This is a genomic window from Pseudomonas sp. TE9122 (assembly GCF_056278925.1).
In genome coordinates this window covers 4671249-4692653 of the sequence record NZ_JBWBQI010000001.1, presented here as the reverse complement: position 1 = coordinate 4692653, position 21405 = coordinate 4671249, and the positions used below count along the sequence as shown (strand labels likewise).

Genomic DNA, 21405 nt, shown 5'->3' with positions numbered 1-21405 from the left:
CGGATGAACTCGGATGTTGTGAACATGAGCGATAACACTGTGACTCCAGCTGCCGCGACACCGGCGGCCAAACCTTCGCGACGCTGGCCGCTGGTCGTGCTCGGCCTGTGCCTGGTGGCCGGTGTGGCGGGCGGTTTCGGCTGGCTGCTGCTCAAGCCCAAAGTGCCGCCGGCGGCACTGGCCAGTGACAGGCTCGGCCTCGGTCGTCCGGATGCCTTGCTCGAAACCCGTTCACTGAGCCAGTTGCCCAAGGACCTCCTGACGGTGCCGTTCCTCAAGGCCACGCTTACCGAGGATTTCGTCTTCTATTACGAAACCCACGCCGATCGCCTCGGCCTGATCGGCAGCCTGCGGCGGATCATCTACGAGCATGACCTGAAGTTGCAGGACAGCCTGATCGAGCAGCTTTTCGATCAACCGGCCGATGTTGCGCTGTGGCGTGGCGCCGATGGTCGTTTGAAGGATTTCCTGCTGGTGATGGATCGCGGCGGGTTGGCCAAGCTGCTCGAGCCATTGGCGAAAGTGGCGCTGGATGACACTCAGCTCAGCATCTTCGGCACTCTCAAAGTCGGCGGCGATGACGTGCCGCTGTATCAACTCAGCTACAACGCCAGCAAATCGCTGCTGTTTGCGTCGCGCGGCGACAAACTGGTGGTGCTGTCCAATCCAGCCAAGTACTACGACCCGGAAAGCGGCGTCTCGGAAGAATCGGGCCGCGTCTCCGCGCAAGCGCTGGCGGCGTTGCTCAACGGTGAAAAACTTTTCCCCGAAGCGTTCGGCTTGCCGGCGAAAAGCCCGGAAACCAAGCAGCGTCTGTCGGTCAATTCCAGCGTGCTCGCCATGGGCTATCAGCGCTTCATCCCGAATTTCGCCGGACTGCGTTTCGACATGGACGACAAGGGCTGGCACAGCTATCTGGCCATGGATGAACTGGAAAACCAGCCGGACTTCGATTTCAAACCGGTCTGGCAAGCGATGCCGCTGGGGGCGAGCGCTTGCGTGACCCTGCCAGTGGCGGCCGAACCGCAGAAGCCGATATTGATCAAACTCGGCGCCGAAGAAGCGGTGGCGCAGACCCTCACCGAACATGTCGCCGGCGCGGCCGGCCTGTGCTGGTACGCCGATTCGCGGTTGTACACACCGTTGCTGGTCGCCAGCCTCAAAGACAAGGACAGCAGCAAGCTTGATGGTGATCTGGGCAAGTTGTTCGGCTCGATGGTCGGCGCGTTCGAAGCCAATGTCGCCGAAAGCGTATTCCCGGTGATCGACAAGCAGGAAGGCCAGAGCCACGTCTGGCAGCGTCAGGTCAGTTCCAGTTTCGGGCCGTACGCGGCGAAGACCGCCGAGAACCCGGAGGCGATTTCCGGCAAGGCGTTCATGAAAGTCAGCCTCGCCCGTCACGGCTCGACGCTGCTGTTTTCCCTCGACGACAAACTCGTCGACAAAGCCCTCGGCACCCTCGACAAGCGCTTCCCGCCGATGGCCGACGTGCTGCCAAAAGACGTATTGATGCCGATCTACTTCGGCCCGGACGCGATGGCGCAACTGATGCAGCGCGAAACCCTCGACAGCCTGCCGCAGGACATGGAGCCGGTGTTCTACAACGCCGCGCAAACCTACCTGATGCCGAAACTGCGCACCCTCGGCGGCTACGGCAAATATGCCCTGACCTTGCCCGAAGGCAGTGAGCCTGACGGCCACTGGCAATGGCTGCCACTGGAATGGAAAGCGCTGTGAGCGCACTGATCCGCAGCCTCGGCTTGCTTGCGTTGCTGCTGAGCGCAGGCGCCCGAGCAGTTGAAGCGCCAGCGCTCGACCCGGCGCAATCCCAGGTGTTTCGCGCCTGGTTTGTGCGCATCGCTCAAGAGCAATTGAGCCAAGGCCCAAGCCCGCGCTGGTATCAGCAGGACTGCGCCGGGCTGGTGCGCTTTGCCGCCAACGAAGCGCTGAAAGTCCACGACGACAAATGGCTGCGCAGCAATGGTCTGTCCAATCGCTACCTGCCGCCGGAACTGACGCTGAGCAACGAGCAACGCAAGCTCGCGCAACAGTGGCAGCAGGGCGGCGGCAAGGTCGGGCCGTACGTCAACGCGATCAAACTGATTCAGTTCAACAGCCATCTGGTCGGCCGCGATGTGGCGCAGGCGCGGCCCGGTGACCTGATGTTTTTCGATCAGGGCGACGATCAGCACCTGATGATCTGGATGGGCCGCTACATCGCCTATCACACCGGCACCACCACCCCCACTGACAACGGCATGCGTTCGGCAAGCCTGCAGCAACTCATGACATGGAAGGACACCCGATGGATACCCGACGCAGCCAACCCCAACTTCATCGGCGTCTATCGACTGAACTTTCTCTCCCAATGACCGGTGCCCGCATGTTGCGTATCTGTTCGCGAATTTCTTTGCTGTTAGCGTTGTTGCTGCCGTTTACCTGGGTCAACGCCGAAGACTCGGTGGAGCCGAGCAATTACACGCCGGTGGCCGGTGAGAGTTTCTTCCTGCTCGCCGACAGCAGTTTTGCCAGCGACGAGCCGGCGATGGTCCGCCTCGAAGCCCCGGGTCGTGACTACCGGCGCTTTCGCATGGAACCGTACGGCGGCGCCGACATTCGCGTATATCGCATCGACAAGCCGCTGGATTTCCTCAAGCGCCAGAAGAACCTGCACCGCGTCGTCAGTGACGGCCAGTTCAAGGGCGAAGGTTTGTCCAACACTCTCGCGTATCTGTGGGACAACTGGTATCGCAAATCCCGGCGGGTGATGCAGCGTGCGTTCTCTTACGAATCGCGCAAGCAGGTCACCGAAGAAGTGCCGGAACTGAAAATGGGCGAGGCCATGGCCGCGCCGACGCCGTACGACGCGCAGCCGCAATTTGCGCTGATCCCGGGTCTGCCGGTGGTCAGCCAGTTCCGTTATCCGCTGTGGCAGGCCAAGCCGATTCAGCCGCCGGCCGGGGTCAATCTGGCCGGCTCGTCCAGCGACTTTGTCAGCGTCGCACCGGGCAACGTGTACATCCCGCTGGGCAACCTGAAGCCGGGGCTGTATCTGGTCGAAGCGCTGATCGGCAAGTACCGCGCGACCACCATGGTTTTCGTCTCCAACACCGTCGCGGTGAGCAAGATTGCCGGTGATGAATTGCTGGTCTGGGCCGCGCGCAAACACGAAGGCAGCTCGGTGCCGAAGGTCAATGTGCTGTGGACCGATGGCCTCGGCGTGATGAGCAGCGGTGCTACCGATGCCGACGGTCTGCTGCGTCTGAAACACGTCAGCCCGGAGCGTTCGTTCGTCATCGGCGAGGACGAAGAGGGCGGCGTATTCGTCTCGGAAAACTTCTACTACGACAGCGAAATCTACGACACCAAACTGTATGCCTTCACCGATCGGCCGCTGTATCGCCCGGGCGATTGGGTGTCGCTGAAAATCGTCGGGCGCGAGTTCAAGAATGCCCGTGATTCGGTGCTGCCGGGTGCGGCGGATGTCAGTGTCAGCGTGCTCGATGCCACGGGGACCGAACTGCAAACCCTCAATCTGAAGCTTGATTCGAAAGCAGGTACCCAGGGTCGCTTCCAGTTGCCGGATAACGCCGTGGCCGGTGGTTACGAGATCCGTTTCAACTACAAGGATCAGGCCTACAGCAGTGCTTTCCGCGTCGCCGAATACATCAAGCCGCACTTCGAAATCTCGCTGAATCTGGCCAAGCAGGATTACCGCACCGGTGAGCCGGTGAAAGGCAATCTGGTGCTGCTCTATCCGGACGGCAAACCGGTGGCCAACGCCAAATTGAGCCTGAGCCTGCGCGCCCAGCAACTGTCGATGGTCGACAACGAGCTGCAATACCTCGGGCAATTCCCGGTGGAATTGACCAGCACCGAACTGACTACCGACAGCAAAGGCAACGCGACACTGGATCTGCCAGCGGCGGAAAAACCGAGCCGCTACATGCTCACCGTGTTCGCCAGCGATGGCGCGGCGTATCGGGTCAAGACCACCAAGGAAATCCTCATCGACCGTGGCGCGGCGAGTTTCCGCTTGAGTGCGCCGCAGCGTTTCAGTGCAGTCGGTGACAAGGTTGCCTTCAGCTACGCCAACGAGGGCGGCACCGAACAAAGCAAAGCCGTAACGCCGAGCAGCTACGCCTGGGTGCGCCTGGAAGATCAGAGCACCGGCGAAGGCAAACTCGCCGCAACGGATAAAGGCTTCAGCCTCGCCTTCGAACGTCCGGGCACCTACAACCTGACGCTGAAGGATCAACACGGTCGCGTCCTCGGCGCCACCGGCCATTCGGTCACCGGCGACGGTGTGAAAGCGGTGCCGGGCACGGTGGAAATCGTCCTCGACAAGCCCGAGTACAAGGCGGGCGAAGAAGCGCTGGCGCTGATCACCTTCCCTGAGCCGGTCAGCGACGCACTGCTGTCGCTGGAGCGCGACAAGGTCGAGGCCACTGCGCTGCTGGCCAAGGGCGGCGACTGGCTGAAACTGGAAAAACTCAGCGACACCCAATACCGCGCGCGCATTGCGGTGAAAGACAGCTTCGCGCCGAACCTGACCTTCTCCGTGCTCTACACCAAGGGCGGTCAGTACAGCTTTCAGAACGCCGGGATCAAAGTGGTCGCGCCGCAAATCGACGTGGCGATCAGCACCGACAAAGCGGTGTACCTGCCGGGCGATACGGTCACGGTCGACCTGACCACGCAGTTCGCCGGCAAAGCGGTTCCGGCACACTTGACGGTCAGCGTGGTCGACGAAATGGTCTACGCGCTGCAACCGGAAGTCGCGCCGAGCATCGACCAGTTCTTCTATCACCCTCGGCGCAACAACGTGCGCACCAGTGCCAGCCTGTCATTCATCAGCTACGACGTGGCATTGCCGGGTAGCCCCGGCGCCCCGGGTAAAGCCAATCGCAGCGAACGCGGCGTGAAGGTGCTTGAGCGTCCGCGCCGTGAAGACGTCGACACTGCTGCGTGGCAGCCGGAGCTGTTGACCGGCGACGACGGCAAAACCCGCTTCACCTTCAAGATGCCGGACTCGCTGACCCGCTGGCGCATCACCGCTCGGGCGATTGCCGATGACGGTCAGGTCGGGCAGAAGAAGCAGTTTGTCCGTTCGGAAAAACCGCTGTACCTGAAGTGGAGCGGGCCGAGCAGATTCCGCAAGGGCGATCAGCCGCAACTGGGTGTGTTCGCTTTCAGTCAGGCGGAGAAACCGGTCAAGGCTGAACTGGTGACTCACTATGCCGGTACCGAACAACGTCTGCCGGTGACTCTGAACAGCGGCATCAATTACCTGCCACTGCCGGCGTTCGCTTTGGCCTCTGGCGAGTGGACGGCGGAGTTGGTGCAGGACGGCAAAGTCGCCGATGCCCTGGCTGTGCGCTTGAGTGCCACCGGTGAAGGCTGGCAAGTCACGCAAACGCAAAGTCTCGATGTGGTCAGCGGCGATACACCCTTGAGTTTGCCGGCGGATGCCACGGATATTCGCCTGCGTCTGGATGACAGTCCGCAAGCGCTGTTCCGTTCCGCCCTCGATGATCTGCTCGGCTACCCGTACGGCGGCGTCGAGCAGACGGCCAGTCGCTTGCTGCCGCTGAGCATCGCTTATCCATCGCTGGCGTCGAACCCGCAGATTCGCGATCGCTTGCGCCTGATCATGCAGAACAGCCGTCTGCGTCTGGTGCAAATGGCCGGGCCGTCGGCGAGCTTCACCTGGTGGGGCTACGACGGCGAGCCGGATGCATTTCTCACCGCCTATGCCTATTACGCTGACTGGAATGCCAGCCGCGTACTCGACCTGACCCTGCCGCCGGAGCACTGGCAGCGCGTACTCGAGGTGTACGCCAAGCAAGCGCCGAATACGCCATTGCTGCAGCGGGCGCTGATTCTGTCGTTCGCCAAACAGATGCAGCTGCCAGTGAACACACTGCTCAGCGGTCTGATCGACGATCTGGTCAAGGCCGGTGAAGGCAGTGCCGAAACCTTGCTCGACGACGGCCAGGACAGTCTGGTGATGAACGACCCGGATTCGGCACTTGGTCTGGCGACGGCGCGGGTACTCACTGCATCGTTGGCCACGCAGGCGAAAGTTGCTTTGCCGGAGGCGTTCAATCGGCAACTGGGCGCAGCGCAACAACGTCTGGCCGTCAGCTCGCAGCCCTTCGTTGAAGCACTGAACCTGTCGCTGCAACCGTTCGATCAGGCTCGCGCCACGGCGTTGTTGCAACGTCTGTTGCCGCAGCAATCGACACTGGAACGTGCACTGGCGCTGACCTGGCTGCAACGCAGCATCGCTCAGGCCTCGCCGACCATCGCGCTGATGCCGGGTGAGGGCTGGAAGAAAAACTACGGCGCCAGCGGCGAGATGTACTGGACATGGCAAGGCGCGACGCCTTTGCCGAACGTACTGAGCGTGTCCGGCACGCAAGAGCGGCCGTTGCGTGCAGCGCTGAGCTTCCAGACTCAACAGCCGCAGGTCGATCCGATGGCCGTGAGCGTCACTCGGCGTCTGTCGCGGCTGGTGCCGGGCGACGAAGCGTTCACCTTCAAACTCGAGCCGGTCGGCACCAAGCCGCTGTCCAGCGACAGCCTGTACCTGGACGAGGTGATCCTCACCAGCAAAGCGCCGAAACCGCTGCGCTACGGCATGCTTGAAGTGCCGCTGCCACCGGGCGCGGATGTCGAGCGCACGACATGGGGCATCAAATTGCAGGGCAAGGACGGCACCGAACCAACGGCGCTGGAGAAGGCGCGCTTTGAACCGGGCCAGTTGGCCTACGCGGTGCCGGTTGATGCGCTGAGCGGTGAGTTGCGCCTGCGCCATCTGGTGCGCTTCTCGCAGAAGGGCCAGTTCAACCTGCCGCCGGTACGCTTCAAGCAAGTGTATGCACCGCAGCATCAGGCCCAGGAGGCTAAAGCTGCCCTCGGTCAGGTCACGGTCAACTGACATGCGCCGGCCGCTGTTGTGGCTGCTGATGGGTGTGATGCCTGCGCTGGCGTCAGCGCAGGATGAGCCGTTGCGCGTGGCCTATCAGGGCGAGTTGTTGTCGTTGAGTCAGACGCAACTGATCAAGCGCGAACCGTTGCCAGCGTCGCTGGATGCGCCGCTGGGCAGTCTGTGGAAGTTGTTCGTCTACGCCTGGCTGGTGGATACCGGTGCGCGGGAGCCGGCTTATGAATGTCGCGGGCAGTCCAAAGAAGAAGTTTATTGCTGCTCGGCGGGCGGCAAGATCGAGCGGGATCAGGCACTGGTGAAATCCTGCGGTCTGTATTTCGACCCCGCGCGGTTGGGCATTGCAGCGAAGGATTGGCGAGCGTATTGGCAGTCGCGGCAGGCACCGTCGTGGTTGCTGGATTTGCCAGCCGTGCAACCGGCAACAAGGGTTTCGGTTGCCGAGTTATTGAGCGTTCTGGCATTGCTGCCAGCGCAGGATCAGACGCGCCGCGTGCTGCTCGATGTCGTGCTGAACGCGGCGGACGGCAATGTCGTCGGCGAGTTGGGCGGGCGCCTGCGGGTGAAAACCTGGAGCTGGCTCGGCGACCAGGATGCACAATCGCGGCAAGGTGGATTCGCCGGTTGGAGCGCCGACGGCACACCGATCTGGGCGGGTGGACGCGGTACCAGTCAAATGGTTCTGCGGCACTACGCTCAGGCGCTGGCCAGCGTGTTGCCGACGGCGTGGCCAGCGGACGCAGGGCGTTGTGTGGAAGTCGGGCTGTTCTCGAAATACCCGGTTTCGAAAGTTCTGGCCGGCGATCGTGTTGTCACGTCCGGGCCATTGCGCGGCGACTACCACGTCGAATTCGCCAACGGCAACGCGCTGGACATCCACAGCGATGGCGAATTGTTTCTGCTCAACGACAAACTCGTCGCAAGGCTTGATCGCGAAGAATATGTCGCCCGTGTCCTTGAGCGCGAAGCCAAACCTGAACCTGCCGAAGCCGCCAAGGCGCTGGCCGTAGCGATCCGCACTTATCTGCTGCAAAACGCCACGCGCAACGGCGACTGCCTGAGCATCGACGACAGCAGCAATCGCCAGCGCGTCGCCCCGCGTCCAGCCTCTGCCGAGTCACGCAACATCGCGGCGTGGACGGCGGATCTGGTACTGGCCGGCAGCACCGTCACCTATCACTCCGACCAGCCCGGCCCGGACAAACTCGCCTGGCAGCAAGCCGTCGAGCAAGCGAACGCCGGCCAGCGCTACGACGCGATTCTGCTGCACTCCTATCCACGCGCCAGCCTCAGCCGCTGGGACAACCCGGTCGCCTCCTGCGAAGCATTACCCGCCGCGCAAGACTGGCTGCAAAAGCAGCGACGCGGCTGGCGTCCTAAGCTCGAAAGCGAAACCGGCTACAACGAAGTCAGCACTTTCGCCGTATGCAAACTTGCCTTCGGCCGGCCCTTCGTCGACCGCGAACGCCAGCGCATATACGTGCGCGGCGTGCTGAGCCTGCAGGATCGCCTCGATCTGACCCACGAATATCTGCACCTGGCCTTCGAAGCACACCCCAACGGCCAGGATGAAACCTACATCGAAGGGCTCGCCCGTCACCTTTTGCTGGAATAGACCATGACACTCCGTTATCCACAGGTCTTGCTGCTGCTCTGTGCCCTCAACGTACTGCCGCAGGCTCACGCCGCCGATGGCGTCAAACTCGACACCCCGGTCGGCGGCTGGCGCAGCGGCGCACCGCAAGGCGAGGGCGAGAGCTTTCGCCAGACCGTCAACTACCCGGCCTCGTCGGTCAACACACCGCTTGGCCAAGCCAATACCGCGAGAATCAGCGGCCAGATCAAAGCCGTGCCGAAAAACAATGAACCCGGGCGCCTGATCGTCAACGGCGTCAGCATGCCACTGAAAATCGACCCAACCGGCGGCTTCGATCGCCCGTTCTCCTTCCCCAATGGCAGCAACAGCGTCGAAGTGCGCAGCGCCGACGGCCAGCAACGCCACCGCACGCAATTCCTCAACGCCCGCGGCGGCGTCACACCGGCCAAATTGCGCGTGTTGCTGGCCTGGGACAGCGACGGCACCGACCTCGACCTGCACCTCGTCACCCCCGACGGCGCCCACATCTGGTACGGCAACCGCAGCGCCGCCAACGGCGCCGCCCTCGACGTCGACGTCACCACCGGCTACGGCCCGGAAATCGCAGCCATGCCCGCGCCGATCAAAGGGCAATATCTGGTGTATGTGAATTATTACGGCGGCGGGTATCGCGCGGATGACGAAGGTGGGGATGAAGCGGTGCAGGCGCTGACCACAGCGCAGGTGACGGTGATTACTGAAGAAGGCACGCCGAGCGAAAAGATGGAGACGTTTGTAGTGCCGATGCGGACGGCGGGGGAGTTGACGTTGGTGAAGTCGTTCAGTTATCCGTGAATCCGGCTAATCAGGAAAAACGCCGCAAAGCGCGTTGCCCTGATAACCATGCACAATCGGCCCCAGCATCATGAACGGGCCGCAGGCGTAGAACGGCGACGGCACCGTTTGTTTTGAATAGAGCAAAACGGTTTCATTTCCAGATTCGTCGCTGCCAAAGGACTGCTCGGAGTACGACGTACACACGGGCAATTTCAGCGGAACAGGAATGATCAACGCCCAAACCGTGACGCCACACCATTCTCGGGTAGGCGCTGATTGCGCGGTTCGGGTAATCGCTGGCGTCAGCGAACGAGCGCTTAGAGCTTTGTACTCGTCAGTTCTGAGTGTGGTTTTCTCAGGCAAAGCCACGATGGCACCGACGCAGCCTGAGAGATAAAAACTCATCGCAGCGATCAGGATGACCGGTCCAAGCAGTGTGAAACGAGGGGTGAATCGCACGTTTTAACTTCCTTGTGAAGCGCTTCGGAACTGTAGTGCCCAGCTTGTTCGATTCCTTCCAAGCGAGAGGCGTAGCCTTTTTGCAGGCATTAAAAAGCCGGCTTGTGGCCGGCGATTTTTTAATGTTTGACGTTGATTTAATTGAGTTTTTTTATTGGTTATGACTTTGTCCCCCCATTTGTCCCCCCATGCGGCTCAAGCGTAGCGGGATTGGACTGCCCCTCCTTTTTTAAGAGGCGTAGGCGGCATCGGAAATCCTGCGTCCCTTTTCTTACCCGGATAATAGCAGCGTGGATTTAAGGTGCACACTCGGCGATTTGGCCTAGATCTCGATTAACCCGGCGGTTGTGTTTGGGCTATCTGGCTCCAACCATGGTCGAACGTGAAAGTCTGCGCATGAGCAACCGGATTTTGAATTCTCAGCACTTGAGACTTAGCTGGATCGGTTGCGTATTCGACGACGTACAGCCAATAAGCAGCGCCTCGTTCTCGGGCAAAGTCGAATTGTCGACGAGAGAGCCCTACGGGCCGATTTTCCAGACTGCCAGTCATCGATTTCACCTCAACCCAGCGAATTTCTTTTTCCGTCTCTACCTGCTTCATATAAGTCAAATCCCGGATTGCCTTGCGGCGTGCGTAGTAGCGTCGGTTCCAACCTAATTATCAGCGTGATGGCCTGCTCCTCTATTTTCATTCGTGTCGCTTGGTCGAGGCCATCTGGATCTATCTCATCGTTTGGGTGAGCGCCAATATAGGAAATGAACGGGCGTCCACCGGCATGGCCAGGTGAACGTTTCCCTTGGCTGCTTCCCCCGGTTCCGCTTCTGCCGCTCCTGTTGTTGGTGCTTCCGTCGCGTGATGCTCCGGTACCAGTACTCCTGCCATTACCATGCCCTCCACTACCAGTCGCGCCGTCCCCGCCGTCAGGATCGGGCGTTCCCGGTGGAATCTCTGGCATGTCGTCGCCGTATAGATCATGCGCATTGCCATAGACGTCTCCATTCAGCTCCTCAGTGGCATCAGGTGCCACATCGGATTCTGAATCCGCCTCGCGTGGTTGGGTTAGGCCTAGCCGGGATGCAAGTTCAGAAACGCTCGTGATGCCATATTTTCGTAGTAGGTCGAGCGCGGCAGGTTCGATGCCTGCCTCTTTCGCCAACTGGTCGATGAGTGGCGGCTTAAAGGTTAGCTTGGTGAGAAGAAATGGATTTGGCTTCCAGTTGAGGGTGTCGAAAACCACTAATCCGGGGGATACAAGTTCGCCGTTAAGGTCAGGTACCCAACTCACTTGATTGAGTGTCCGTATAAATGTCGCATCGAATCGAGCCGTTTTCGTTTCGTGTGAATAGCCCCATTTGTAAGAGCCGAAGAAGGAGCCCGTGCCGCGTGTTTCAAGATCAACGAGTGAGTCCCAGAGTAATCCGGCCCTAGCTTTGGCCTCGTCCAACCCTAACTTTGGCAAGAGCTCAAGTAGTGATGATAATCCACGGATTGTGAAGTCTTCTGGTGGGTTATCCCAGCTTGCGCGTTCAAGTCCAGCTTCTTTACGGATCTGTATTTTTTCGGAAGGATCAAGTCCAGACTTAGTTGGGAACGGACTGAGGTAGCGACTGGCACCACATGTTACTAACAAATCCCGAATATCCTCGCCGCGTAGACAGTCGTATTCATCGTTAACTATGAGCACTCCGGGGACACCCGCAAATAGTTGTTTAAGTCGATCTGTGGCGATGTAGATATCGCCGGGTTTAGCAATGTCGCTCTTGCCATCGCCAGTATCCACCACCATTACAAAGGCGGTTTCGCGCACGGCTAAACGGAGCTTTTCTCGTTGCGTTGTCGAGTCTGTGTTGAAGGCCGAGCGGATGCGTTCAATGTCGGCGGCGTAAGCCTTGCCATCCACACCTATTTCGTCTTGTCGGTACTTCGGCAAGACGTTCCAGATCACATCATCTACCGGATCAGGTTCGGTAATACCCAGCGAGGTTAGAAATGCGCGTACTTCTGTTGTCCCACATACAGCACGGCGCATTGTTGGGAAACTGGTTGTGATGGCACTGGGCAGGAAAGCCTTGGCTTTACCGTTCTCGCGGGTGACGACGTGCGTACCATTATCAAGGCGTATGAGTGGGATAATGTCGAGATGGCGGCGCAACGCTTTTTCCTGGCCGCTCAAGAACTCATAAAGGCGCATCACCCACTCGTCCGTTTGTGCTTCAAGGAAGGGCTTCGTTAGGCTCGGAACCAGTTTCTCTGGCCGGATTTCGTCAACATCAAGTTCGCGCATCAAGTACAGACGAATCTCGGGTGTCTTATCCTGAGTGATGTCGCCAGACAGCCAGGAAACCACTTCAGGGCCGAATAGCGTGACGACCTGCTCGGGGCTGAATAGCTCGCGAAGCTCTTGCGTGCGCGCCAGCTTTGCTTGGCTCGCAGTGACGTATTTGTTATCGAAGGTGGAGAGCAGCGCCTCATCTTGAAATGCCTGTCGGACTGTATCGAACAGTGGCGCGAACCTCGATCCTTGCGGAAATTTCTCGCGATCGAGTGGCAGGCATCGCAACGTAGACACCTCCAACATCCCCTCGTCCCGCATCCAGCACATTGCTTCCACTAACAGACTGGCCGTTTCCTTGACCAGGTGCTGATTCCAAGGGTCACTGGGTGGAATGTTGTCTCGGCTTGGCGTAGTGCGATACGGTCCCTGCGCAAGAAAGCCAAAGTGGGTCTCAACTACCGTCGGGAAAAATACCACCAGTGGCGAGTTGGCTAGTGGCTGCACGGCCCAACGACCGGGCACATCCTTCTCCGCGACCAACGAAAAAGCGATCTCTACCCGTCCGACCCTCTGCTGTTCAGTGGAAAATACGTCGCGGTGGAACACCAGCCAGTTTTGATCTACTTCGGGCTGACCACTTTCTTGGCCGATTACAGTGATGCGCTGGACATTAAGGCCGAGAGATTCCGGGCTGTTACGTAGATAAAACCCGGACGGCCCGCCTTCGACGCTCCAGTTAATTTCGTCGATGTTCCGCAGGAACAGCAGTGCGCCAGAGCCCAGGTGACGGAGCCCGGCCGTAATTTCTTGTGTTGCGGTTGCGTCGTCTGTTTTCAGTGGCAGGATGATTTGCGTTTCGTCCCTCTTGCGCATCGTGCGATCAGCCTGTTTGGGGAACACGTACCCATCAATGGCGAAATCCTCGTCACCGGAGTGAATCTCCGGAAGATCGGTGACGGTGTAGACCGACTTGAAGCCGAGGCCGAACCGACCAATCGAGGATTCGTTTTTTGTGCTCTCGGCGATATCACATACGCTTCGCACGTCTGCTTCGTCGAACGGCTTGCCAAAGTGGGAGAGCGTTAAGCGCGTCGGAGTAAGAGCGAATGAGATCTTGCGTGGTCCGTGCCAGTCTCTGCGTCGACCAAGGGCGTCCTCGGCATTCTGGAGCAATTCGAAAATGAAGTGCGTTCGGTCATCGTACAAGCCAGCGGCCAGCCCTCCGGATTTCTGAGCGCCTTCAGTGCCGTAGCGCCGCCGGTTTTCTTCACAAATCCCTTCGTAGTTAGACGTCACGGCTCCCCCTGAATGCTGTCTTTCAGCTCTTTATTAGTGCAGGATTCTGCCCAAGTTTGGCCATGTTTGCTCAAGTTTTCCATCTTGTGACAAACTGTGTTTATCACACAGAACTAGAAGCAGCGGCGAAAAGGTGGCGAAATGAGGGGCCAGTCGGATGAGATCCTCACGATTGATGAGGTTGCAGCCTACCTCAAGGCTGGTAAGCGCACGGTCTACCGTCTTGCGGCGAGTGGCCAGATCCCAGCATTTAAGCTGGGAGGCACATGGCGCTTCCGTCGTGGTGAGCTGGATCAATGGATTGCCGGTCGTATCAGCAGCGTGCGTCATGAGAGTAATGGAGCAGAGGAATGACGAACGATGCTTCTAATCTTCAAAGCAAGGCCAATCCGCAACAGCTAGAAGCGATTCTTGCCACTGACGGTCCGGTACTCATCATTGCGGGACCAGGATCTGGGAAGACGTTCACCCTTGTAGAACGCATTGTCTATCTCATTACACATAAGGGAGTCTCCCCCGAATCGCTGTTCGTCGTTACTTTCACAGATAAGGCTGCACGCGAGCTTACTACCCGCATCTCCAATCGATTGAGCGAGCTGGAAATTCAGTTCAATCTAAACGAAATGTATCTCGGCACCTTTCACTCGATCTGCTTGCGCATCCTGGAGGACTTCCGTGAGTTCACCCGCCTTAAGCGCAGCTTTACGTTGTTTGACCAATTCGATCAGCAATACTTTCTTTACCAACGCATCAGGGACTTCCGCGAGCTGCCCAATGCCCAGCTAGTCATCGGGGACGATCAGTCCGGCCGCTGGGCTCAGTCAGAAAACCTGCTTAAGTGGCTCAACAAAGTTAGCGAAGAAGCGCTTGATTTAGCCGCGCTGGAGTCTGCCCCAGAAGTGGAAATTCGCGCGCTAGCAGGGTGCTTTGCCAAGTATCAGGAGCTCCTGCACGAGAACAACTCGCTCGATTTTTCAGGCATCCAGTACGAGGCGCTGCAGCTTTTGGAGACGCGTCCAGAGGTGCTAGCGAAACTGCGCGCTAATCTGACTCATTTGATGGTCGATGAGTACCAGGACACCAACACAATTCAGGAGCGCATTCTCCTACTGTTGGCAGGCGAAAAACGTAATCTGTGTGTTGTTGGTGACGACGACCAAGGCTTGTACCGTTTTCGCGGTGCCACCATCCGCAACATTTTGGAGTTTCCCTCGCTTTTCAATGAAGGTCAGTGCAAGCGTGTCACGCTATCGGTCAACTATCGCTCGCACCCGGATATCATCCGATTTTACAACGAGTGGATGCGGGAGCAGACGTGGGATGACGGCACGCGCTTCTTCCGCTTTGCCAAGCAGATCGTCCCGCGCGAGGATAACTTCCCCGAGGTGCCAACTGTTGTACGGCTGACTGCCACCGACGACAAGGACCAAACTTCTAACTGGCACACTGAGGTTCTGACTTTTCTCTACGACCTGAAAATGTCCGGAAAATTATCGGACTGGAACCAGGTTGCCTTCCTGTTCCGATCGGTCAAAAGCGACAAGGTCGTTGCGCTGGCGCGATACCTTGAAGCCGAGGGCGTACCCGTATTTTCACCGCGTTCGAATATGTTTTTCGAACGTGAGGAGATCCGTCTGATGATCGGTGCGTTGATCTTTCTGTTTCCGCAGTTTCCCAAGGTGCGGGCTTGGGTTGAAGGCGCCACAATGCCAATCTGGGACTACTACGACCAACAGTGCTTTGCTGCCTTCACCACGGAGTTGCGCAAGCCGGAAAACAAGTCTCTGTTGGATTGGGCTAGACCCATGGCCAAGCGCCATGCGGTTTTGACCCAGAACACTGACTACTCCTTCTCGGGTCTGTTTTATCAGTTGCTTCAGTTCCCGCTGTTCGCACGCTTCCTCAGCGAGGAAGTCGTACAAGGAATGGGTAAGGCGCGCGCGGCGCGGAACCTCGGAACATTTTCCAGGTTGCTCACAAAGTTCGAGTACCTGCATTTTGTCAGCGTGCTCAACCCAGAATGGCTCGAGAAGAACATCCGCGACCTGTTCAATCAATTTTTGCGTTTTCTTGTCGATGGTGGCATCGGCGAATATGAGAATGAAGCCGAACACGCACCCAAGGGTTGTGTGTCCTTCCTCACCATCCATCAGTCCAAAGGGCTGGAGTTTCCGATCGTCGTGTGCGGGTCGCTGGATGCCGTGCCGCGCAAGCAATACAGTGCACTGGACGTGCTGTTGGAGGATGGCGGGTACCTCTCCAAGGAACGCTTTGAGCCACTTGACCACATCAAGAACTTCGACTTCTGGCGGCTGTTTTATACCGCGTTCTCTCGTGCGCAAAACCTGCTAGTGCTGGCTGCGCAAGAAAAGCATGGACGAGGGAAATCGCCGTCTAAATATTTCGATCGCTTGTTTTACGAGCTGCCAAGCTGGCGCGACGTTGACCTTGCGGTCCTTAGCTACGAGGCGGTGAAGGAGATCAGCCTCAAGCGCGAGTACTCATTTACGTCGCATATCACAGTGTTCGAAAACTGTGCCGAGCAGTACCGTTTCTTTAAGGAACTGGAGTTCGCTCCGATTCGCGAAAGCCCAATGCTGTTCGGTACGCTGGTTCATCAGACCATCGAAGATATTCACAAAACAGTGCTGCGTGGCGAAGAAGGCACCCTATCTCAAGAGGGTATTACATCCTGGTTCTTGGCAAATTATGCCCAGCTTTCCAAGAAAGAGCGTGTGTACTTAGCCCCCAGTTCGCAGCAGGCGGCACTGATGCATGTGATGCGTTATTACGAGCGAGAGAACAGCAACTGGGACCGTATCAAAGAGGCCGAGGTCGAGATATCGCTTGTCAAGGAACGGTACATCCTAAAGGGTAGCGTCGACCTCATTCGGGGCGAACAAGATACGGTCGAGATCATTGACTTCAAGTCGGAAAAAAAGCCTGACATGGAGAAAGACCGAAGTCGCCTTCAACAGTACCGGGATCAGCTACAGGTTTATGCCCATCTGGTCGAGGAGCGCACCGGCCAGAAGGTCAGCCGAATGCATCTGTATTACACCGGCGAGGACGGCGGCAACCCCTACGTGACCTTCACCAAGGACGACCGCGCCATTGGTAAAACCATCGAGCAGTTCGACGACATAGTCGCGCGTATCGAGCGCCAGGATTACCAGATCGCAGCGCGCCCGACCAAGCTGTGCCAGAACTGTGACATACGTGCCTACTGCGACAACAAGAATTGGAAATTCAGGAAAAGCGATAAATGACTAAGACCACCACGCCTACGCAGGAAAGCCTGCAATTGGCCACGCCTAAGGGCGGCACGACTAACGTCGAGAAATACGAGTTCGAGCCTATCAAGGGCTACCCGATGCTGAATTGGCGCGGTAAGCGTCCATTCACCTCAACTCAGTATTATCCGGCGCAGCTGAAGGAGGTCCATGGCGAGGAGGAGGGCGGGTGGCGTAATAAGATTTTCTGGGGGGACAACCTCCAAGTGATGAGCCATCTTCTCAAGGAATATCGAGGTAAGGTCGACCTGATCTACATCGATCCGCCGTTCGACTCGAAAACAGATTACAAGAAGCGTATCAGGCTCAAGGGTGGCTTGGCTGAAGGTGATCAGAGCTCGTTCGAGGAAAAGCAGTACGGCGATATCTGGAACAACGACGAGTATCTTCAGTTTCTTTACGAGCGGTTGGTCCTGCTTCGCGAGCTTTTGACAGACAGCGGCTCTATTTACATTCATTGCGACGCCAATCGTGGGCACTACATTAAATGCCTGATGGATGAAGTTTTTGGCGCAGGAAACTTCCAGAACGAGATTATCTGGAAACGCACCTCAGCGAGGGCGGACTCCAAAACGTATAACCATGTGCATGACACGGTGTTCTTCTACAGCAAGGGGGAGCGTTTTACATGGAATAAGCAATTTACGGAGCACAGCGAAAATTACCTGAGCAGTAAATACAACAATGTCGACGAGGACGGCCGTCGATATATGCTTGATAACATGACCAGCCCAAACCCTCGGCCAAACATGACTTATGTCTGGAACGGCTTCCAGCCACCCGAAAATGGATGGCGATACAGCATTGAAAAAATGACCGAGTTGGATGCAGAGGGACTTATCTGGTATCCGAACGACAAAACCAAGCGGCCGCGGTTCAAGCGCTACTTAGATGGTTCGGATGGTCGTCCGCTGGATTCCGTGTGGACTGATATCTTTCCGGTCAACTCGCAAGCGAATGACCGGCTTGACTATCCAACCCAGAAACCCGTTGATCTATTGGCTCGGATTATTAAGGCATCTTCGAATGCAGGGTCGCTCGTGTTTGACTGCTTTATGGGCTCCGGTACGACGCAAGAGGCAGCAATGCGCCTTGGTCGCCGCTTTATTGGTGCGGACATAAATCTGGGGGCAATCCAGACAACTGCAAAGCGTTTGATTGGCGTCGCGGATGACCTGCGTCGACAAGCTCTTGACGGTGATTTCGAGTACTTCTTCGGCTTTGAGCTTTATAACGTTAACCACTACGACATCTTTCGTAATCCTGTCCAAGCCAAGGAGCTACTTATTGAGGCCTTGGAAGTGCAGAAGCTGGAATTCAGCACCGTATTCGATGGCGAAAAGGATGGGCGTATGGTCAAGATCATGCCCGTCAACCGAATCGCCACGCGGGCGGACCTAAACGAGTTAACTCATAACTTCGACCAGAAGGCGTGGCAGCATCGACACAACGAAAATCCGAACCGCCCGGTCGAAAAGATCACCCTCGTCTGCATGGGGCACGAACCTGATTTGGCGGCGCAACTGGAGTTGGCCGCAAAACCCTTTAAGATCGACGTGGAAGTAGTAGATATTTTGCGCGACAAGGCGGATCTAGAGTTCAAGCGCGATTCGCAGGCGAAGGTCTCCATCAAATCCGGTGAGTTGGTCATCGAGAGGTTCTACCCAATGAACCTGCTGCAGAAGCTCTCGCTGCAAAAAGAAGCAGTCGAGGATTGGAGGGAACTGGTCGAATCTGTACTGATCGACTGGAACTACGACGGCGCGGTGCTTCAGCCTTCTACAGTGGACATCCCAGGCAAAAAGGAGCTGGTGAAAGGTGGGTACAAAGTTCCTGAGGATGCCGGCACCATCCGTGTGAAGATCACCGACCTACTTTCAGAGTCGTGGGAAGGGAGCGTCAGTAATGGCGACTAAGCGCGCGGCTAAGGTTGTGAGCGCGTCGCTTGACTTCGCCTTCTTCCAATTTCTATGGCAATTCTATCAAGCCAACCGGGGTTCGATTCGAACACACTACAAAGAGCTCACCCGTAAGTTTCTCGACTTCAACAATCCGGAGCAAAACCCCAAGGCTTTCCTACGCCAACCACAGTTTGAGGCGCTGGAAACCTACGTTTTTCTAAAGGAGTTTCTCGGTAACGCCAAAGTCGAGGCAATCTTCCAACAGTGGTTTGAGAAGCAAGGGCGTTTCGCGGATCGCGCTGAGGGTGGTGTGGTGTCGGGTAATGCGGGGCAAGTTGGCCTGTTCGACAAGATCACGCAGGATCAGTACAAAGCCGTATTCACGGCGATGCGCAAGAATTCTCGTTTTTACCCAAACTATATCTTCGCGCTGACGATGGGTACCGGTAAAACCATCCTCATGGCGACTTGCATATTTTACGAGTTTCTGCTGGGCAACAAGTTTGAGAAGGACGCGCGCTACTGCCACAATGCCTTGGTATTCGCGCCGGACAAAACGGTGTTGCATTCGCTAAGGGAGATCGAATCCTTCGATCTCACCCGCGTGGTGCCACCGGAGTACGTCAACTTTCTTACTACGCACCTGCGCTTTCATTACCTCGAAGAGGCGGGTACCTCACTAGATACGTTGGATCGCTCGCGCTTCAACATCATCGTTTCCAACACGCAGAAGATCATCCTCAAGCGCAAGCATAAAGAAAAGAGTTCCGTGGACAAGTTGTTCGGTGCGACGGGGGAAACCCTCGCTGCCACTGGAGTCTATGCAGACGCTGTCGACCTCTACAACTTCGACCAACCGGAAGAGGAAGTAGAACTGACCACCAACCAGCGCTTCGAGAAGCTGCGTCGCCTGGAGCAGCTAGGCATCTATGTGGACGAGGCTCACCACGCTTTTGGTAAGGTGCTGGCCAAAGACATGGGTGTTGGCGCGAAAGAATCCGACACCAGCCTGCGCACAACCATCGACATCCTTGCCGCCAGTCTCAATGCAGCAGGTACGCGAGTGGTGGCTTGCTACAACTACACAGGTACGCCCTATGTGGGGCGTGAAGTCCTACCCGAGGTTGTCTATGCTTATGGCTTGAAGGAGGCTATCGATAAGAGTTTCCTCAAGAAGGTGATGCTGCACGGCTACGCCAGCACTCGCACCGATGAGTTTGTCGATATCGCGGTCGAGAGCTTTCTGAACGAAACGGGCGAGTTACGCCCGGAGGGGCTGGTACCCAAGCTTGCTTTCTTCGCCGCCACCATCGACGAGCTCACGAGCGAACTTAAACCGGCAGTGGAGCGCGCGCTGCTCAAGCATGGTATCTCGACGTCGCGCATTCTAGTAAACGTGGGCGACGATAAACTCACAACCAATGACGACATTCGGGAGTTCAATCGCCTAGATACTATTGGCTCAGAGAAGCAATTTATCCTGTTGGTCAATAAAGGGCGTGAAGGTTGGAACTGCCGCTCGTTGTTTGGCGTGGGTCTGTTCCGCGAACCTAAGTCAAAGGTGTTCGTGTTGCAGGCTACAATGCGCTGTCTGCGTGCAATTGGTGAGGCCCAACATACTGGTCACGTCTTCCTATCTGAGGGCAATCTGAACATCCTAAATGACGAGCTGCAGCAAAACTTCCATATCAGTGTCGACGAACTGCAAAAAATCGGCAGCGATAAGGAGCGAGTGCAAGTTCGAGTGAATGAACCGCCAGTCAAGATCAAACTGGTGCGTTTACGCAGGCAGTACCTGATGCGCGAAAAGCAACTAGTTCCGGGACAAGCGCTAGTACCCGAACGCGCCAACCGCGAGGCTTGGAACGGGCTCGTTGAAAAGTACCGGCTGATCGAGACACTGCAGGAAGGACTGACCATAGCCGATGCGGCCCGTGCGTCAGGCAGTCGTACCTTCGACCTGACAGAGCGCCGTGAAAAGCGGACTTTTTCGCTGATGACGCTGGTCGCGGAAGTATCGCGCTACCTCAATATCAGTCCACTGGACGTCGAGGAGTTATTGGCCGCTACAAAGGAAGGTACCTGCGAGCTGGTGGCCATGACGAACGAGTTCAACGAGCTGCTCTACGACGAGATCATCCCGCGCCTATTCCGTCAGCTCTACGATCTGGACGAGTCCCAGCAAACCGAGGAGCACGAGGTCGATCTCATCAAACTCCCGCCTAATGGTTACTACGAGGTGACAGCGGCCAAAGACAAGATCGTCCGCATGAACGACGCGCAAATTAAGGACGAGGAACGTGCTAAGAGTTTCCCACCTCGACACCTATTGCTTCGACTCCGGTTCGGAAAACTGGCTGTTCTGGGATTTGCTGCGGGAGCAACGCGTGAAGAAGCTTTACTTCACTGGGATGCTGACCCACGGACAGTCCGACTTCTTCATCCAGTACATCGATCCGGATTCGCGTACCGTTCGCAGCTACTACCCCGACTTCATCTTTCAGCGCGAAGAACCGGACGGTAGCCTGAAGTACGTGATCGTCGAGGTGAAGGCCGACAACCAAATCGAGGACGCCGTAGTGCAGGCCAAGAAGGACTTTGCCCAGCAGATCGCTGTGGCTAGTGGCATGGAATACCGCATCCTCAAGTCCTCTGACGCGGACAACCGTCACTTTAGGACGCTGCTGTAGCCACGACATCGCAGAGTTTGTTGCCGCCGACCACATACTGACGCAGGGCATTGCTAATGAAAAAGTCAGTAATGGGTAAGCGTCCAGCCAACACACCTCCCGAACTCCAGCATTAAGGGCGATGGT

The 21405-nt window shown here is 57.3% G+C and carries 13 protein-coding genes; 10 read left to right on the top strand and 3 right to left on the bottom strand.

Annotated elements, in window-relative coordinates:
- The first annotated feature begins 24 nt into the window (after positions 1 to 24).
- Genes ACZ9BE_RS21120 through ACZ9BE_RS21100 form a run of 5 tightly spaced genes read left to right on the top strand, consistent with a single transcriptional unit; the run spans position 25 to position 9380 of the window.
- Entirely contained in the window at positions 25 to 1737 is a 1713-nt protein-coding gene (locus ACZ9BE_RS21120) for a DUF2138 domain-containing protein (protein ID WP_476249902.1), read from the top strand.
- On the top strand, positions 1722 to 2372 hold the full coding sequence (locus ACZ9BE_RS21115) for a DUF1175 domain-containing protein (RefSeq protein ID WP_095181920.1): 651 nt from the start codon (positions 1722 to 1724) through the stop codon (positions 2370 to 2372). Before ACZ9BE_RS21120 ends, ACZ9BE_RS21115 begins: the two co-directional genes overlap by 16 nt.
- Positions 2369 to 6943 carry an alpha-2-macroglobulin family protein gene (locus tag ACZ9BE_RS21110; protein WP_476249901.1) on the top strand — a complete coding sequence of 1525 codons (4575 nt, stop codon included), beginning with the start codon at positions 2369 to 2371 and terminating at the stop codon, positions 6941 to 6943. Before ACZ9BE_RS21115 ends, ACZ9BE_RS21110 begins: the two co-directional genes overlap by 4 nt.
- Before the next feature lies 1 nt (position 6944).
- Positions 6945 to 8564 carry a DUF2300 domain-containing protein gene (locus tag ACZ9BE_RS21105; protein ID WP_476249900.1) on the top strand — a complete coding sequence of 540 codons (1620 nt, stop codon included), beginning with the start codon at positions 6945 to 6947 and terminating at the stop codon, positions 8562 to 8564.
- A gap of 3 nt (positions 8565 to 8567) precedes the next feature.
- Positions 8568 to 9380, top strand: a complete 813-nt coding sequence (locus ACZ9BE_RS21100) for a YfaP family protein (RefSeq protein ID WP_476249899.1) — start codon at positions 8568 to 8570, stop codon at positions 9378 to 9380.
- A gap of 6 nt (positions 9381 to 9386) precedes the next feature.
- Here ACZ9BE_RS21100 and ACZ9BE_RS21095 read toward each other — a convergent pair whose 3' ends face one another.
- From ACZ9BE_RS21095 to ACZ9BE_RS21085, 3 genes are all read right to left on the bottom strand, one after another.
- On the bottom strand, positions 9387 to 9821 hold the full coding sequence (locus ACZ9BE_RS21095) for a hypothetical protein (protein ID WP_476249898.1): 435 nt from the start codon (positions 9819 to 9821) through the stop codon (positions 9387 to 9389).
- Positions 9822 to 10154: 333 nt separating this feature from the next.
- Positions 10155 to 10373, bottom strand: coding sequence for a protein NO VEIN domain-containing protein (locus tag ACZ9BE_RS21090; RefSeq protein WP_476250149.1), 219 nt, complete (start codon positions 10371 to 10373; stop codon positions 10155 to 10157).
- 10 nt (positions 10374 to 10383) lie between these two features.
- On the bottom strand, positions 10384 to 13395 hold the full coding sequence (locus tag ACZ9BE_RS21085; protein ID WP_476249897.1) for a sacsin N-terminal ATP-binding-like domain-containing protein: 3012 nt from the start codon (positions 13393 to 13395) through the stop codon (positions 10384 to 10386).
- A gap of 141 nt (positions 13396 to 13536) precedes the next feature.
- Here ACZ9BE_RS21085 and mads1 point away from each other — a divergent pair, with 141 nt between their 5' ends.
- Genes mads1 through ACZ9BE_RS21060 form a run of 5 tightly spaced genes read left to right on the top strand, consistent with a single transcriptional unit; the run spans position 13537 to position 21279 of the window.
- A complete protein-coding gene (gene mads1 / locus ACZ9BE_RS21080; RefSeq protein WP_210624852.1) occupies positions 13537 to 13749 on the top strand; it encodes a methylation-associated defense system helix-turn-helix domain-containing protein MAD1 in 213 nt (70 codons plus the stop codon).
- Positions 13746 to 16664 (top strand): ATP-dependent helicase, encoded by a 2919-nt coding sequence (locus ACZ9BE_RS21075; RefSeq protein WP_476249896.1) that lies wholly within the window; start codon positions 13746 to 13748, stop codon positions 16662 to 16664. Before mads1 ends, ACZ9BE_RS21075 begins: the two co-directional genes overlap by 4 nt.
- A complete protein-coding gene (locus ACZ9BE_RS21070) occupies positions 16661 to 18604 on the top strand; it encodes a site-specific DNA-methyltransferase (RefSeq protein ID WP_210624854.1) in 1944 nt (647 codons plus the stop codon). Before ACZ9BE_RS21075 ends, ACZ9BE_RS21070 begins: the two co-directional genes overlap by 4 nt.
- Complete coding sequence (locus tag ACZ9BE_RS21065; protein WP_476249895.1) at positions 18594 to 21113, top strand: DEAD/DEAH box helicase; 2520 nt, start codon at positions 18594 to 18596, stop codon at positions 21111 to 21113. Before ACZ9BE_RS21070 ends, ACZ9BE_RS21065 begins: the two co-directional genes overlap by 11 nt.
- Positions 21001 to 21279 (top strand): Tn7 transposase TnsA N-terminal domain-containing protein, encoded by a 279-nt coding sequence (locus ACZ9BE_RS21060; protein ID WP_476250148.1) that lies wholly within the window; start codon positions 21001 to 21003, stop codon positions 21277 to 21279. Before ACZ9BE_RS21065 ends, ACZ9BE_RS21060 begins: the two co-directional genes overlap by 113 nt.
- Positions 21280 to 21405: the final 126 nt, after the last annotated feature.